The organism is Xanthomonas sp. NCPPB 1826 (assembly GCF_056725285.1).
Genome location: NZ_CM161521.1, coordinates 3,344,889 through 3,360,372, shown reverse-complemented (window position 1 = coordinate 3,360,372; position 15,484 = coordinate 3,344,889). Strand labels below are relative to the sequence as shown.

The following is a 15,484-nucleotide window of genomic DNA, read 5'->3' as shown; positions in this document are numbered from 1 at the left end:
GTCAGTGCCCCAGGATGCGAAGTTTGAAATTCTGCAGCGCCGCAGTGGTTCGCGGCTCGGTCATGTCGGTGACTTCCAGCGTCCACACGCCTTGCGCCCGCTCATCGAGAAAAGCGTTGGTGGAGGTGAGATCGATATAGAACCCGGTCTTCGCGTACTCGGCCGGATCCAGTACCGAGAACGGGGTGACGACGTAGCTACGCGTTCCGCTGGGCGACTCCAGCACCACGCGCAGATTGGCCGGATTGCGGTGCGAGGTGGCCAATGACAGCTGCACGCCTTCCACCTTCATTGCCTGGGTGATGCGAATGCGTTGTTTGGCTGGTCGTGCAGGTCCACCGATCTGACTTGCAGCAGCGGTGGATGCAACCCATTGCGTGTCGCGGACCGGAGGCAGGGGCTTGAAATAGGTCGCCTCGTAGACGGCTGCGGCGCCGTCGGCCAGGCCGAAGCCATACCAGTTGCTGAAACGATGGCCGGCCGCATTGGTGATCCAACCCGGGTCGATCACGCTGCCCTGGTAGACCGCGCGCGGCTGCCAGGGATCGATCTGGCGCGCGGTCTTGGCCAGGATGTACTTGACATCGCGCGCGGTCAGGCTGGGGTTGGAGCTTAGAATCAGCGCTGCGACACCTGAGACGGTGGGCGCAGCGGCAGATGTGCCGTTCATCAACGCGCTGTAGTTGCAGGATGCGTCGATCCTGGAGGTGCTGCCGGCAAGCGCGTTTTCGACCGTCGCGCCATCCACATTGTCGCCAGCGCTGCAGCCGCTGAGATCGGTGGTGACGATTGCCGGATCGTAGACGAACGGTGCGGTCTCGGGGGAGGCGGTCTGTGCCGTGTTGGGAGAGAACCTGCGCTGGTATCCAAACTCTCCACCCAGGCCGGAAATCCACAACGCCGAACCGGACGACGAGTAGGAGGCGCGCTTGCCGGTGGCGTCCACGCTGGCGACCACGATGGTGGCGGGAACATTGTTGAGTGGATCGACATTGGCGAGCACGCATCCGACATTCAAGGTGCGCGACAGTTCGCTGCAAGCATTGACGATGTTGCCCTCTGCATCGCGGATGCGAAAACGCCTGAAGCTGTTGCCGGCTGACTTGATGTAGATGCCACCCAGCCCGCCGCGTGTCGAACGCATCAACGCTTCCCAGGACTGACGCTCTTCCAGCGGAAAGTCGGGGTAGCTGGCCTGGGTCGAACCCCAGCTGTTGTTGAAGATATCGATGGTGCGTGCTTCGGGACCATTGCCCCAGGAATAACTGACTTCTGCGCCGCTGCCGGCCGAGTCGCTCCCCAGAAAATCGAAGCCTGCAAGCAAGGCTTCGGGCGCAACGCCGCGACCGCCACGGCCATTCCATCCAACCGCAGCGATGATGCCCGCGACCGAGGTGCCGTGACCGAAATCCGGGTCGGTCGGGGTGGGGTCGTGCGACCCGTTACCGAAATTGTACGAGCCATTCGGGAGGATGTTGTCGCGCAGATCTTCGTGGCCGATCTCCAGGCCGTCGTCCACCACGCCGACGCGGACGCCACGGCCGCGAATGCCCAATGCATGCAGCAGATCCACATCCATATCGACCCCGGGCAGCGGACGGCTGTCGCCGATCACGGCCTGTCCCTGGTTGGACATGTGCCATTGGTAGCGCAGCAATGGATCGCTGCCCTGTGCGCTGGACTTGGAGCTGGCGGTGGCGGTAGGAGCGGTCACTGGCGTGTCGGCCAGTGCTGAGAGTGGCACGCTTGTGATCAGTAGGGCACCGATCAACAGCGCGAGAGGGCACCTGCGATAAGGGTTCATTCCGTTTGAGTCCAGTCAAGGGTAGGCACGTTCGATACGACACAGTTCCCCGTCCGGCCGATCAGGCGATCGGCCAGCGCAACTGCTTCAACAGAGTCAGGCCGTGCCTATCGAGCCCGAATCAGATGCGTCAGCAAGCGTAGAAAGTGAATCCATGCGGCGGCGGCCGCGGCGAGCAAAACCGATCAGGCAGCGCCGAACAGATGCGCTTGGCCGTGCCAGCACGCCGTCAACCTCAGGTGGAATTGAATCGTGCGTGCAGGAGAACCACGCGAAGAGGCAGCAATAGGGTGCATGTCCGTGTATCCCGAAAGAGCCAGTGATACGCATCGGTCCCACACGCTGGACGGATGCGGCCGGGTCATCAGTCGGCTCCCCCGTGCGCGTCCGCGCAGCCGACGCTGGCAATGCGAACGCATTGGCAACGATTCGATTAGAGATGGCGCAATCCGCGCTCGCAACCCGAGCGCCAGATGACCGGCGCGTGATCCGTTGCGCATTTCATGCAGGACATGCAGATTCACGCTCGCGATGCGAGGTTTTTCGCACAGGATTGGCTGCGATCTGTTGCGAGCTATCAGTTTTTCATTGACAGAAAGCATCGCGATGCGCGGATTTGCTTCGCATCCGGCGCGGGGCGGCACGCGAATTGCGGCGGTGCTGCGCCGGGGACGCAGTCAGGCGATGCCATGCGATTCAGCACTGAGACGCTGTATGCGGGCGTGCGGGCGGCTTCGCCTGTGCCGCACCAATAACCCGCATCGTTGAATGCACAGTGGCACAGGTGTTCCCGGTGCACACATGTGCTGTGGCAACAAAAAGGCGCCGATCCCATGTGTGTCCAGGATCGACGCCGTAATGCCTCGCTGTCTTGATCCTGCCACCTACCAGCGATACGCCACCGACATCTGGTACTGCCGCCCGGCGATCGGCCGGCCCATGAACACGCCGCCGGTCGCTGCACCCGGCACGCGCACATTGCCTTCGGTCAGGCCCAGCGTGTCGGTGACGTTGCTGCCGCTGGCGGTCACTTCCCAGTGCTCGCCCACATGCAGGTTGGCGCCGATGTCGAGCATGTCGTAGGACGGCAGCCGCTGGCTGTTGGCCAGGTCCGCAAAGCGATCGCCGATGTAGGAATAGGTGGCAAACACCTTGAGGTCGCCGAACGGCAGCATCCAGTAATAGCTGGGCGTGACGCGGAACTGGCGCTTGGGCTGGCGCATCACCTGGTTGCCGGTGAACTCGCGGTAGTTGCGGTACTTGGCATCCAGCCACACCCCGGTGCCGGCCAGCTCGAAGCCGCCAAATGGACGGATGGCACCTTCCACTTCCAGCCCGCGCGCACGCGAGTCGCCGACGGTGGTGAAGTTTTCACCATTGGCCAGGAACGCCTGGAACGGCGAGTTCTTGAAGGTGTTGTAGAACGCGGTCAGGTACAGGTCGTAGCTGCTGGCACCGGACTTGAGCCCGAGTTCGTACTGATCCACTTCCTGCACGCGATTCTGGCCATCGCGCAGATTGTCGAAGCCGGGGAACTTCACCCCTGAATTGACGCGTGCGAATAGGCTGTTGTGGGTATCGAGCGTGAAGTTCAGCCCCGCCGTCCAGGAGAACGCCTCATCGTCCTGGTCGATGCGGCGCGTGCTGGCCAGGGCGAGCGAGGTGGCGTTGTCGTACAGCGTGTCCGGGTTGCCGTCCAGATCGACGGTGGCGGTGTCGTGCACATCGCCGGTGACGCTCTGGCGCTCGTAGCGGGCGCCCAGGTCCAGACGCAGCCGCGCGTTGAGCTCCCATTCGTCGGCGACGAAGGCGGCGATGTTCTCGCCATCGTAGTTGGCGCGCAGGTTGAAGAACGCGGTGCTGGTGAAACCCTGGCGCGTGGCCTGCTGGCCGTTGTCCAGCGCCAGATCGATCCGGCGCGCGTTGTTCTGCGCGGTGAGCAGCATGGTGTTGCCCAGGTACCAGGTGTCGGCCGAGGAGTACTTGGCATAGTACGCGCCCACGGTGAGCGTGTTGCCAGTAAACAATTCGCGGCTCAGGCGCAGGTCGTTGGTGACCGAATTCAGGCGCTTGTCCACCGACCACCAGCCGGCTTCCAGCACCTGCTGATTCGGATCGACGACGCCGCCGCCATTGGTGAAGCTACCGCTGCCGGTAGTGCCGTAACTGGCGATGAAATCGCTCAATCGCACCGGTGCACCGCCGGTGAACAACGCATAGGTCGGCGCGCTGCCGCTCATCACATTGAAGCGGTCGGCAATGGTCCAGTCGCCGGTCTCCCAGTTCAGTTCGCCGCCGAATACATCGATGTTGACGCCGCGGCCGTCGGCCAGATCGCGGCGGATGGTCTGTCCATCCGGCCCGACCAGCAGGTCGACATTGCGGAAGTCGCGGCCGAGCAGGGTGCCGGTCTGCGCATTCAAACCGGGGAAGCTGGACAGGTCGTTGCCGTTGTTGCGCGACAGCAGCGGAATGGCGGTATAGAAGGCATTGTTGTCGTCGGTATGCCGCGCGTAGAACGACAGCTCGCCGCTGTCCCAGCGCTTGCTCAGGGTGGCGCTGAACTGGCCACCCTTGTCGGCGGAAAACTGCGGGTCGCGCACACCGTCGGTTTCGCGAAAGAAACCGCCCACGCTGTAGTACCAGCCGTTGCCCATCGGCCCGCTGTTGAAGACATCGATGCGGCGCAGCGCGTTGTTGCCGCCGGTCAGGCGTACGCTGCCTTCGGGCTCGTCCTGGCCTTTTTTCTGGATGAAGTTGACCGTCAGACCCGGCTGGCCGTTGGAGAAGATCGGGCTGGAGCCGCCACGCAACACCTCCATGCGCTCGACCGTGTCGTCGACGCGAAACAGCGTGGAATTTTCCAGGAACGACAGGGTCGGCGGCGGAAACAGCGGCGAGCCATCCAGTTGCATGGTCACGAACGGCGCATCGCCTTCGGATGGCATGCCGCGCACGAAGATATTGGCGCCGGTGCCGCCACCGCTGGGCTCGGCCCATACGCCGGGCACGATCTTCAGCAGGTCCGCAGTGCTCTGCGGCACCGCCTGCTGGATCTGCTCCGGGCTGGCGGTGGTGATCGAGAAGCTGGCATCGCGCTTGGCCAGGCCCTTGAAGCGCGCGGTGCCGCTGACGATCACTGCATCCAGCGTGGTGGCCTCGCTGCGCGGCTCGGCGGTGGACGTCTGCGCGTGCACGGCAGGCGCAAGCAGGGCGCCGATGGCAAGGGACAGGGCATAGCGGGGCATCGATGCGGTCATGAAAGCTCTCCTGGGATGACGTCGCAGCTGGCGGCAATGCGCGCACGCGTGCACGCGCCGCCAAAGAGTGACCGGCAGCACGTCACAGTGGCCGGTCGCGCAACGCAGCGACACACGTCGCGCTGTTGTTCTAACGGAGTTGCCGGCAAAAGCTGTTGTGCGCTGCGGCACTCGGTGTAGGCGATATGCTCGCCATCGATCAATGCGGCAAGGCGCCAGACAGCGCGTGCGCAGTGCACGTGTGTCGCTATCGGGCTGCGTGTGGGGCCGTTCAACGCGCACCACAGCGGCAGCCGATGCGATCCATCGTCGCGGCACGATGGCCTTTGCGCATGTGCTGCCGGCACCATGCAATGGCACAGCGATGTCGCTGCACGCAAGCCGATAGGCAGGCGCGCGCTTGCGCCTGTTTTACGCTGCTGCGCGTACCGGCGCGGCTTCGCGGATTGGCAGGTTGATCAGTGCGGCGATGACTGCCAGCAGCATGTCGGCGTACCACATCCAGCTGTAATCGCCGAAGCGCTCCAGCGCCAGCCCGCCCAGCCACGCCCCGAAAAAGCCGCCGATCTGGTGCGACAGCAAGGTCAGGCCGAACAAGGTCCCCAGGTAGCGCGGGCCGAACAGTTTGCCGATCAAGCCCGCCGTCGGCGGCACCGTGCCCAGCCAGGTAAAGCCCAGTGCCGCGGCGAACAGGTAGAAGGTCAGTGGCGTCGGCGGCGCGATCAGGTACAAGCCGATCAGCACCGCACGGCTGGCATACAAGACGCACAGCAGCCACTTCATGCGGATGCGTTCGCCGAGCTTGCCGGCGACCAGGCTGCCGGCCACGTTGAACAGGCCGATCAACGCGATCGACACCGCCGACACGCTGGCGGGTAGGCCGCACAGCACGATCTCGCCGGGCAGGTGCGTGACCAGAAACGCGATATGCACGCCACAAGTGAAAAAGCCCAGATGCAGGCACCAGTAACTGCGGTCGCGCATGGCAACCTGCAGTTGCGCACGCAAGCCGATGTCGTCGTTTGCGATCGGCGTGTGCGTGCCCGGCGGCGTCGATCTGCGTCGCAGCGGCCAGGCCAGCGGCAAGGTCAGCAGGGAGATCATCGCCAGCCCAGTCATCGCCCTGGCCCAGCCGGCGGCGCCGATCATCAGCTGCACCAGTGGCGCAAACACGAACTGGCCGAGCGAGCCGCCGGCATTGATCAGCCCGGCTGCGAACGAACGCCGCTCCGGTGCGAGCCGGCTGGCAGTGGCGCCGATCAGCACCGAGAAACTACCGGCGCCCGCACCGGCGGCGGCCAGGATGCCGAGCGAGACGATCAGGCCCCACTCGCTGGCCAGCCACGGGCTCAGTCCCAGGCCCAGCGACAACAGCACGCCGCCGAACAGCAGCACCGGCAGTGGCCCGCGCGCATCGGCGATCGCGCCGAATACCGGCTGCACCGCGCCCCAGACCAGTTGCCCCACCGCCAGCGCGAAGCTGATCGACGCGATGCCGATCCCGGTCTGGCGATGGATCGGCTCCACGAACAGGCCGGTGGTCTGGCGTGCGCCCATCGTCAGCATCAGCATGGCCGAGGCGGTGAGCAGCAATCCCCACTGCGCGCTGGTGCGGGCGCTCGCAGAGATGTTCATGCCGCTGCCTCCGCGTCCAGGGCCGCATCCAGTTGCATCAGGGTGGCGTGCAGCTGCGCGGTGGAGGCGCTGCCGAACAGCGTTTCCAGCTGCGTCTGTGCGCGTTGCCAATGCGGCAGGGCGCGCACCAGCAGCCCGCGCCCACTGCGGCTCAGTACCACCAGTTTCTGACGCGCATCCTCGCCGTGACGTGCCTGCACCCAGCCCGCCGCCAGCAGCGGCTTGAGATTGCGGGTCAGCGTGGTGCGATCCATGCCCAGCGAGTGCGCCAACGCACCCAACGGCTGTGCACTGACCAGCCGGCGCAGGATCGAGTATTCGTTGAGGCTCAGGCCCACCTGCGCCAGGGCATGGTCGTACAGCTGCGAGGTGCGCCGTGCGGCGCGGCGCAGCTGGAAGCAGGTGCAGGGGCTGGTCCCGGACATGGCGATGCTCCACGAGGATGCTCGCACTTTGCGTGCATATGCACCTATTGGCAAGCGCATGGCGAACGTGGGTCGCCTGTTCGTCGAAGCAGGATCGATTGAGTCTGCGCGGCAAGACCGCCCGACCCGCGCCGATGACGGCACGGGTACATGCGCTGGTGCGTACCGGCAGCCTTGCTATCGGCCGGCGTCGGCAAGCGGCCTCGGTGTGATCGGTCAGCGGGGCGTCGAGCCAGCCAGTGCAATGCATTGCATCGGCTCGTTACAGGGAGCGATGTGGAGCAGAACCACCATTTCCATGCGAATGCGCGCAGCAGTGCAGAACGCCGAGGCCGGCAGCCCGCCGCCGGACATGACGAGGCCGCCCGGAGGCGGCCTCGCTTATGACGGCGGGAGAGAGGTACCGTCAGAAGAACAGGCGCACGCCGAACGAGGCGCTGCGGCCGGGAAGCATCACGTCGTCCTTGAGGAAGGAGGTGTGCACGCGTGCGTCCTGGTTGGTCAGGTTGTTGCCGTCCAGGAACACTTCCCACGCGTTGCTGCCACGGTCCACGTGGTAGGCCAGATGCGCATCGACGAAGGTGTAGCCGTCGGTCGGGGTTTCGTTCACCGCCACCTTGTCCTGCTTCATGGTGCGGGTGGCGCCGAGCGAGGCGCGCCATGCGTCGGCGTTCCAGCGCATCTGCGCGCCGACGCGGCCCGGTGCGATGCGCGGCAGGTTGCCGCCATCCTTCAGGCGCGCACGCACGGTATCGCCGAACACGCGCAGATCCCACGCGCCGGTGTCGTTGTCGGCCAGATGGAAGGTGGCCTCGCCCTCGAAACCGTGGAAGACCGCATCGTTCTGCGTCCACTGGCGGATCGGCAGGAAGTCGTTGTCTTCTTCGTTGAACCATTGGCCGCCGGTATCGACGATGTAGACGAAGTCGTTGTAGCGGTTGTAGTACGCGGCGATCTTGGCATCCACCCATGTGTTCTGGAAGTTCAGGCCGAGCTCGGCCTGGTTGGCCTTTTCGGTCTTCAGATCCGCATCGCCGATCTCGTAGGCGAGGGTGGCGATATGCGGGCCGTTGGCGAACAGCTCTTCCTCGGCCGGTGCGCGTTCGGCGTGGTCGAGGTTGGCGGTCAGGCGCCACTGTTCGTTGAAGCGGAAGCCGCCGCTGGCCGAGAAGCTGGTCGGGGTGAAGTCGCGGTCCACGCCGATGTCGGTGCGGTACTTGACCTTGTCCACGCGCGCGCCGACTTCGGCGGTGACGCGCTCCCAGCTGTTGCGGGCAACGCCGAACACGCCGAGCGAGCGGGTGTCGGTCTTGGGCACGAAGGATTCCTCGCCAATCGCCTGGAAGGTGGTGTCGCTGCCCTGCAGGCCGAACGCGGTCTGCCAGCCGCCGCCGAAGGTGAACGATGCTTCCACGCGGCCTTCGTTGGCGCGCTTGGTGAACACGGTGCCGACTTCGGCGCCTTCGAATTCGGTGTGCGCGTAATCGGTGTGGCCGAAGCTGTAGCGCAGCGCGCTGCCTTCGCCCCAGGGATCGGTCAGCCCGCCCTTGAGGTCGTAGCGATCCTGCTGCAGCTTCAACGACACTCCGCGCTCGCCGATCGTCGGGTCGCCCGGCTCGCCGGGGTTGCCGTAGTTGTCGCGGAAGCGCGAGGCCGACAGGCCGACGAAACCCCAGTCGCCGGACAGCGAGGCGCCGACCGAGCCGACCTTGGAGTCGATCCAGCTGTTGAGCTGGCGCCCCTGCGGGGTGTCGTAATCGTTCTGGTTGCGGTACACGCCGTCGGCATGGATCGACAGGCCGCTGCCATTGCCGGCATCGACGCGGAACATGTCGGTGTTGCCGTCCTTGTCGCCGCCGTCGAAGCGCACTTCGGCGCGGCCGCTGAAACCGTCCACCGGGGTTTCGGCAATGCGCCCGTCGACCACGTTGACCACACCGCCGATCGCGCCGGAGCCGTACAGCAGCGTGGACGGGCCCTTGAGCACCTCGATCTGGTTGGCCAGGAACGGCTCGATCGCCGGCGAGTGGTCCTGGCTGACCGTGGACACGTCCTGGGTCGACAGGCCATCGCGCAGCACCGCCACGCGCGGGCCGTCCAGGCCACGGATGATCGGCCGGCCGACGCCGGGGCCGAAGTTGGAACTCTGCACGCCGGGCAGGCTGGCCACGGTCTCGCCCAGGCTGGAGCTGCGCACCTCGTCCAGACGCTCGCCGGCCAGCACCTCGACCGGGCGGCTCAACTCGCCGGCCGCATCGCGCAGCGGGCTGGCGGTGACCACGACCTTGTCCAGGTCCTTGATATGGCGACCACTGGAAGTGGTGGCGTCGTGGCGCGTGTCCGAGCTGGGCGGGGTCTGCGGGTCGGCAGCTGCCGGTGCGTCCTCGGCCAGGGCCAGGGCGGGCGTCAGCAGGCTGGTCAGCGCCAGCGAGAGCGTGGAGCGGCGGAACGAGGAAGCGAGGCGAGGGTGCATGGCGGGCCGGACTCTGTGATTGTTACTGTATATCAATGATAAGGCGCAGCTTGGCTGCTGTGCCGACGGCAGGACCCGCTCACCTGCGCGATGCAGCGGTGCGGGTCTGGAACAAGGAAGATGTTATATTATTCCACGTCGCCGCGAGCCCCTGCTGGAAGTCATGCCTCTACCGTCCCTTCGCCATGTGCTCGACCGCTTCGGTGCGACCGGTTCGCTGCTGTGCGCCGTGCATTGCGCGGTGCTGCCGCTGGTACTGGCCCTGGCCCCGTCGTTGGGCCTGTCGTTCTGGCTGGGCGATGGGGTCGAACTGGCCATCGTGGTGTTCGTGACGCTGCTGGGGCTGTTCAGCCTGGTGCTGGGCTATCGCCGTCACAAGGCGCTGCACGCGCTGGCACTGTTGCTGCCGGGCTTGTTGCTGCTGTGGGCGGGCCTGCTCTACGACCCCTTGCACCACGCGGTGGTGCCGCATGCGGTGGTGATGACGCTCGGTGGCGCGCTGGTCGGCATCGCCCACCTGGTCAATCTGCGTCTGAACCACGGGCACGCCCACGTCCACGACGCCAGCTGCGCGCACTAGCCCGGGCTGCGCGGGCAGGGCCTACGTGGTAGGCTTGCCGGCCTTGCGCGAGGGCGCCGCCGGCGTAAACCTCGCCAGACCCGTGTTCAGCGCGGGGATTTTGTATTCAGTATTCACATTCAGGAGTCGACGAACATGGGTAAGGGTGACCGCAAGACCGCCAAGGGCAAGCGCTACAATTCCAGCTACGGCAATTCGCGTTCGCACGCGGTGAGCAAGGTTGTCGTGGGTGCAGCTGCCCCGGTTGCCAAGAAGGGCGTGGTCAAGGCTCCGGCCAAGAAGGCTGTTGCCAAGAAGACCGTTGCCAAGGCCGGCTGATCCCTAGCCCGCTTCGCGACATCAGAACGCGGCGCTTGCGCCGCGTTTTTTTATGTCCAGCATCGGCGCAGACGCGCGCTGCAGCGCTCGCCCGAGCAGCCATTCCGCTACCGGCCTGCGTCGAAGCGGCGACGTGCGCGCCGCTGGCGTCGGTTCGCGCACGGCACAACAGCGCCGGCCGCAGTGCGCGGCGATCATGGCCGGTATCTGCACACTGCGGTCGGTCGGCCCTGCGCCGCTCTCCCGCGTGGGATGTTCAGTGCGTCGTTGCCGTAGCCGGCGAGGTGCGGGACGGCGTCGGCGCCAGCAACTGTTCGGCCAGGCCGCGATAGATCGGCGTCTTGCACACCAGCCCGGACATTGCGCGCGCGATCAGCACGGTGGCCAGGATCGGCAACAGCATCTGGCTGGTGTCGGTCAGTTCCAGCGAGATCACCGCCGAGGTCAACGGCGCCTGGGTCACGCCGGTCAGATACGCGCACATGCCCAGCAGCACGAAGGTGCGCGGGTCCACGCCCGGCATCAGCACCGACAGGTTGTGGCCGATGCCGGCACCCACCGCCAGCGCCGGCGAGAACAGCCCGCCCGGAATGCCGGCCAGGTAGGAGACCAGATTGGCCAGCAGCTTCATCAGCCCGAATTCGTGGCCGACCACCGCATGGCCCTGCACCAGGCTGCGCGCCTGCTCGTAGCCGGTGCCGAACGCGCCTTGCCCGAACACCAGTGCCAGCCCAACCAAGGCCACCCCGCACAGCGCGGCCAGCAGCACCGGATGGCGCTGGCGCAGCGTTGCCAGCCAGCGCGGTTTGCCGCTGACGCTGGCCAGCACCAGGCGCGCGAAGATGCCGCCAAGCAGGCCGGCCACGCTGCCGCATAGCGCGATCGCCAGCCAGGCCTGGCCCAGCGGCAAGGCCAACGCCACCTTGCCGAAGTAGGTGTAGTTGCCCAACAGGCCCAGCGACACCACGCCACCGACGATCACCGCAGTCAGCAAGGTGCCGGAGAAGCGGTGCTCGAAGCGCCCGCTCAATTCTTCGATCGCAAACACCACCCCGGCCAGCGGCGTGTTGAACGCCGCGGCGATACCGGCCGCGCCGCCGGCGAGCAGGAAATGCGAGAGCTCGCGCGGATCGTGAAACCCGAACCAGCGCCCGAACACATGCATCAGGCTGGCGCCGACATGCACGGTGGGGCCTTCGCGTCCGACCGAGGCGCCACCGAGCAGCGACAAGGTGGTCAGGGCGAGCTTGCCGATCGACACGCGCAGCGACAGATTGGTCTGGCGAAATGCCGCGTCGTCATGTTCCAGTGCCGCGATGACCTGCGGGATGCCGCTGCCACGCGTGGGCCGCATCGCGCCGGAGGTGAGCCAGGCCAGCAGGGCGAAGATGCCCGGCGTCAGCAGCAGTGCCCACCAGATCGAATGCGCGGTGATGCGCTGGAACAACTGGAAGGCGGCGTCGCTGGCCTTGGCGAACACGATCGCCACCAGTGCTACTGCAATTGCGCCGCCCCAGAGTGCGGCGCGACGACGCCAGCCTTGGCTGGACAACAACGGCCGCAGCCGAAGCCGGCGCGGCGAGGGATCAGGAGCAGACATGGCGCCATTGTCGCATCCGCACAGTGCGGCCGCGACGCGTCACTCAGCGGCCGGCGGCCGGCGGCGCGCGCAGGGCCGGCAGCAGCGTGGCGGGATTTCCATCATTGGGCGCGGCAGGAATGCCCAGCAGCCGGGTCATCAGCGCATACACATCGACGTTGTCGAAGCCCGGCAAGCTCTTGCCCTGCGCCAGATCCGGGCCCTGCGCCAGGAACACCGCACGCATCGACGGCAGCGCCGGATCGAAACCGTGCGAGCCGCGCATCTGATCGCGCGGGCGCTTGGCCAGCTTGTCCGGGAACAGTGCATCCCAGCCTTCGTGCATCTGGCACACGATCGGCGGAATGCGCGGATGCGTGCCGTAGTGCCAGCGCGCAGGCAGCTCCGTCTTGCGCCAGCAGTCGTACTGCGCATGCGCACCGAGCAGGCCGGCTTCGGCGCGGGCCTGCTGTCCCGGCAATGGCGCAAAGCCGATCACCTGCCCGTCGGTCACGGCATTGGCGATGTCCGGGCGCGCCATGTCTTCCACGCTGATCGCATGCCCGGGCGCCACCTCGGCCATGCCGTGGTCGGAGACCACGACGATATTGGTGCGCTCGCGCGTGCCGTCGCGCTGCATGCCGGCCAGCAGCCGGCCGATCGCGCCATCCACCGCACGCACGTTGTCGGCGTATTCGCGCGACTCCGGGCCGTGGTCGTGGCCGGCTTCGTCCACGTGTTCGAAATACAGCGTGACCAGGCGGTTGCGGTCGGCGCCGGAGGCGGCCAGCCAGCCCCGCACTTCGTCCACGCGCGCGTCCAGGCTGGTGCCTTCTTCGTAATGGCGCCAACGCGTGGGGCGCACGCCGCCGATCGCCGCCTCGCTGCCCGGCCACGACCAGGTTGCGGTATGCAGGCCATGGGTTTCCGCACCCACCCACAGCGGCTCGCCACCCCACCAGCGCGCATCGCCGACCGCATCCTGCTTGCTCAGCCAGAAGCCGCCCAACGTCGCATCGCGCATGCTGTTGTGCACGATGCCGTGGTGATCCGGGCGCAGGCCGGTGACCAGCGTGTAGTGATTGGGAAAGGTCAGCGACGGGTACGACGGCGTCATCCAGCGCGCACGTACGCCGTCGTGTGCCAGTTGCGACAGATTCGGTGTGATGCCGCGATCGAGCATGTCCGCGCGCAGCCCGTCGATGGAAATCAGCAGCACGCTATGCGGTACATCGCTGTGCTGTGCGCCGGCCGGGGCGGGCGCTGGCGTACTGCGCCAAGGGGCGTGAGAACTGCAGGCCGCGAGCAGTGCGAGCGCGGCAAACACAAAACGTCGATCGATCATCGCGCCAGTTTACGGCCTGGCAATGACGTCGCGAAGTCAGCGCGTGCCGGTGGCGGATGCGGCGAACAGATCGTCGGCCGCTGCGCCCTGGCGCGGCGACCAGCCTTCCAGCTGCAACAAGGCCTGTTTGGTCGGCAGGCCGCCGCCGAAGCCGGTCAGCGCACCATTGGCGCCGATCACGCGGTGGCAGGGCAGCACGATCGGCAATGGATTGCGCCCATTGGCAGCGCCGACCGCGCGGCTGGCGGCGGGGCGTCCCACCGCATGCGCGAGCTGCGCATAGCTCCAGGTCTGCCCGAACGGAATCTGCGCCAGCGTATGCCAGACCTGCAGCTGGAACGGCGTGCCGGTCGGGGCCAATGGCAAATCGAAGCTGTGCCGCCCGCCATACAGATAGTCGAGCAGTTGCTCGCGTGCCTCGCGCACCAGCGGCGCATCGGGGTCGTGCTGCCAACGCGCGCGGCCGACCGCGTCGTAGCGGTTCTGCGCGAACAGGATGTGGTGCACGCCGGCAGCATCGGCGGCCACGCTGAGTGCGCCGATCGGCGAGGGAAAGGTGTCGTAATACAACGTGCTCATGGGCGGGTGTCCTTGCGATCGACAGCGAGATGCCACAGGTGCAATACGGCGTAGGCGCGCCACGGCCGCCAGGCCTGCGAGCGCGCTTCGGTGGCACGCTCGCTGAGGCGCTCGGGCGTGCCGAGCACCTGCTGCAGGATCAGGTCGCCGGCCGGAAACGCGTCCGGATGCGACAGCGCACGCATGGCGACGTAATGCGCGGTCCACGGCCCGATGCCGGGCAACGCGGTGCAGGCGGCGACGAACTCGGACAGGCGCTGGCCGGCGCCGAAATGCAGCCGCCCTTGCGCGCAGGCCGAGGCCAATGCACGCAGCGTGGCCGCGCGCGCCCGCGGCAGGCCGAGTTGTTCCAGCGGCGCCTCGGCCAGCTGTGCCGGAGTCGGAAAGATGCGGTCCAGGCCGGGCGGCATCTCCACATGATGGCCGCCATGCCGGTCGACCAGCCGCGCCGCCAGCGTCGCCGCGCCGGCCACGCTGATCTGCTGGCCCAGCACGGCGCGCACGGCCACTTCAAAGCCGTCCCAGCCGCCCGGCACGCGCAGGCCGGGGCGGCGCGCGATCGCCTCGGCCAGCAGCGGCTCGGTCGCCAGCGTGGCATGCACCGCCTGCAGGTCCGCATCCAGATCGAACAGGCGGCGCACCCGGCGCACGATCTGCGGAATCTGCCGCGGGTCGGTCGCGCCGATGCGCAGCAGCAACTCCGCACGCTGCGGCGCCGCGCTGACCTCGATCAGGGTTGCGTTGCCCGGTGTGCCGATCACGCGCCGGTAGCCGCTGGCGTCGACCTGTTCGATGCCGGGAATCGCGCGGCGTTGCAGAAATGCCAGCATCGCCGGCAGATCCAGCGGCGGGCGATAGCCCAGGCGCAGGGTCAACTCGCCACCGGGCACCTCGGCACGCTGCTTGCGCAGCGCCGATGGCGGCATCCCGCAGCCTTCCAGGAATGCGGCATTGAAGCGACGCAGGCTGTTGAAGCCGGCCGCCAGTGCGACCTCGGTGACCGGCAATGCGGTCTCGGTCAGCAGCTGCTTGGCCAGCAGCAGCCGGCGCGTGCCATGCACCTGGATCGGCGTGGCACCGAGCTGCTGCACGAATTGCCGCTGCAGCTGGCGTGCGCTCAGGCCCACCGCGTCGGCCAGGGTCTGCACCGGCTGCTCCTGCAGGGCACCGTCGGCAATCATCGCCAGTGCGCGTTGCACGCTCTCTTCGCCCAGATGCTGCTGCGCCTGCGGCGACAGCTCGGGGCGGCAGCGCAGGCAGGGCCGGTAGCCGGCGGCACTGGCTGCCGCCGCGCTGGGGTAATAGCTGATGTTGCCCGGCTTGGGCGGCGGCGCCGGACAGACCGGCCGGCAGTAGATGCCGGTGCTACGCACCGCGGTGAAGAACAAGCCGTCGAAGCGTGCATCGCGCGCCAGCCGGGCGCGGTCGCATTGGAGTCGGTCGGGCGTGGCGGTCTGCATGGCGCCAGTCTATGCGCTCGTCCCGG

General features: G+C 66.9%; 11 protein-coding genes. 2 read left to right on the top strand and 9 right to left on the bottom strand.

Annotation, left to right across the window (positions count from 1 at the left end; genetic code table 11):
- Position 1: 1 nt before the first annotated feature.
- The 5 genes from AC1PLA_RS14210 to AC1PLA_RS14190 form a co-directional block, all read right to left on the bottom strand.
- Entirely contained in the window at positions 2 to 1,771 is a 1,770-nt protein-coding gene (locus AC1PLA_RS14210; protein ID WP_481104794.1) for a S8 family peptidase, read from the bottom strand.
- 917 nt (positions 1,772 to 2,688) lie between these two features.
- Entirely contained in the window at positions 2,689 to 5,064 is a 2,376-nt protein-coding gene (locus tag AC1PLA_RS14205; RefSeq protein WP_481104793.1) for a TonB-dependent receptor, read from the bottom strand.
- Positions 5,065 to 5,475: 411 nt separating this feature from the next.
- On the bottom strand, positions 5,476 to 6,699 hold the full coding sequence (locus AC1PLA_RS14200) for an MFS transporter (RefSeq protein ID WP_481104792.1): 1,224 nt from the start codon (positions 6,697 to 6,699) through the stop codon (positions 5,476 to 5,478).
- Positions 6,696 to 7,124: a MarR family winged helix-turn-helix transcriptional regulator gene (locus tag AC1PLA_RS14195; RefSeq protein ID WP_166773312.1), complete on the bottom strand. Its 429-nt coding sequence runs from the start codon at positions 7,122 to 7,124 to the stop codon at positions 6,696 to 6,698. Before AC1PLA_RS14195 ends, AC1PLA_RS14200 begins: the two co-directional genes overlap by 4 nt.
- A gap of 406 nt (positions 7,125 to 7,530) precedes the next feature.
- Entirely contained in the window at positions 7,531 to 9,597 is a 2,067-nt protein-coding gene (locus AC1PLA_RS14190) for a TonB-dependent receptor (protein WP_481104791.1), read from the bottom strand.
- 163 nt (positions 9,598 to 9,760) lie between these two features.
- Here AC1PLA_RS14190 and AC1PLA_RS14185 point away from each other — a divergent pair, with 163 nt between their 5' ends.
- Both AC1PLA_RS14185 and AC1PLA_RS14180 read left to right on the top strand, forming a co-directional pair.
- Entirely contained in the window at positions 9,761 to 10,177 is a 417-nt protein-coding gene (locus tag AC1PLA_RS14185) for a MerC domain-containing protein (RefSeq protein WP_024939915.1), read from the top strand.
- A gap of 135 nt (positions 10,178 to 10,312) precedes the next feature.
- Positions 10,313 to 10,495, top strand: a complete 183-nt coding sequence (locus AC1PLA_RS14180; protein WP_016904806.1) for a 30S ribosomal protein THX — start codon at positions 10,313 to 10,315, stop codon at positions 10,493 to 10,495.
- A gap of 256 nt (positions 10,496 to 10,751) precedes the next feature.
- Here the strand turns inward: AC1PLA_RS14180 and AC1PLA_RS14175 are convergent, their stop codons facing one another.
- From AC1PLA_RS14175 to AC1PLA_RS14160, 4 genes are read right to left on the bottom strand one after another with little or no spacing between them, the layout of a single operon-like run.
- Positions 10,752 to 12,095 carry a chloride channel protein gene (locus AC1PLA_RS14175; RefSeq protein ID WP_047130489.1) on the bottom strand — a complete coding sequence of 448 codons (1,344 nt, stop codon included), beginning with the start codon at positions 12,093 to 12,095 and terminating at the stop codon, positions 10,752 to 10,754.
- Positions 12,096 to 12,138: 43 nt separating this feature from the next.
- Positions 12,139 to 13,419: an alkaline phosphatase family protein gene (locus AC1PLA_RS14170; protein ID WP_481104790.1), complete on the bottom strand. Its 1,281-nt coding sequence runs from the start codon at positions 13,417 to 13,419 to the stop codon at positions 12,139 to 12,141.
- Between the two features lie 36 nt (positions 13,420 to 13,455).
- Complete coding sequence (locus tag AC1PLA_RS14165) at positions 13,456 to 13,998, bottom strand: methylated-DNA--[protein]-cysteine S-methyltransferase (protein WP_481104789.1); 543 nt, start codon at positions 13,996 to 13,998, stop codon at positions 13,456 to 13,458.
- Positions 13,995 to 15,458, bottom strand: coding sequence for an AlkA N-terminal domain-containing protein (locus AC1PLA_RS14160; RefSeq protein ID WP_481104788.1), 1,464 nt, complete (start codon positions 15,456 to 15,458; stop codon positions 13,995 to 13,997). The genes AC1PLA_RS14165 and AC1PLA_RS14160 overlap by 4 nt, the downstream gene beginning before the upstream one ends.
- Between the last annotated feature and the right edge of the window lie 26 nt (positions 15,459 to 15,484).

Excerpts from the sequence above, each read along its gene's own strand:
- AC1PLA_RS14205 (WP_481104793.1), bottom strand. The coding sequence starts at position 5,064 with ATGACCGCATCGATGCCCCGCTATGCCCTGTCCCTTGCCATCGGCGCC.
- AC1PLA_RS14200 (WP_481104792.1), bottom strand. The coding sequence starts at position 6,699 with ATGAACATCTCTGCGAGCGCCCGCACCAGCGCGCAGTGGGGATTGCTG.
- AC1PLA_RS14195 (WP_166773312.1), bottom strand. The coding sequence starts at position 7,124 with ATGTCCGGGACCAGCCCCTGCACCTGCTTCCAGCTGCGCCGCGCCGCA.
- AC1PLA_RS14190 (WP_481104791.1), bottom strand. The coding sequence starts at position 9,597 with ATGCACCCTCGCCTCGCTTCCTCGTTCCGCCGCTCCACGCTCTCGCTG.
- AC1PLA_RS14185 (WP_024939915.1), top strand. The coding sequence starts at position 9,761 with ATGCCTCTACCGTCCCTTCGCCATGTGCTCGACCGCTTCGGTGCGACC.
- AC1PLA_RS14180 (WP_016904806.1), top strand. The coding sequence starts at position 10,313 with ATGGGTAAGGGTGACCGCAAGACCGCCAAGGGCAAGCGCTACAATTCC.
- AC1PLA_RS14175 (WP_047130489.1), bottom strand. The coding sequence starts at position 12,095 with ATGTCTGCTCCTGATCCCTCGCCGCGCCGGCTTCGGCTGCGGCCGTTG.
- AC1PLA_RS14170 (WP_481104790.1), bottom strand. The coding sequence starts at position 13,419 with ATGATCGATCGACGTTTTGTGTTTGCCGCGCTCGCACTGCTCGCGGCC.
- AC1PLA_RS14165 (WP_481104789.1), bottom strand. The coding sequence starts at position 13,998 with ATGAGCACGTTGTATTACGACACCTTTCCCTCGCCGATCGGCGCACTC.
- AC1PLA_RS14160 (WP_481104788.1), bottom strand. The coding sequence starts at position 15,458 with ATGCAGACCGCCACGCCCGACCGACTCCAATGCGACCGCGCCCGGCTG.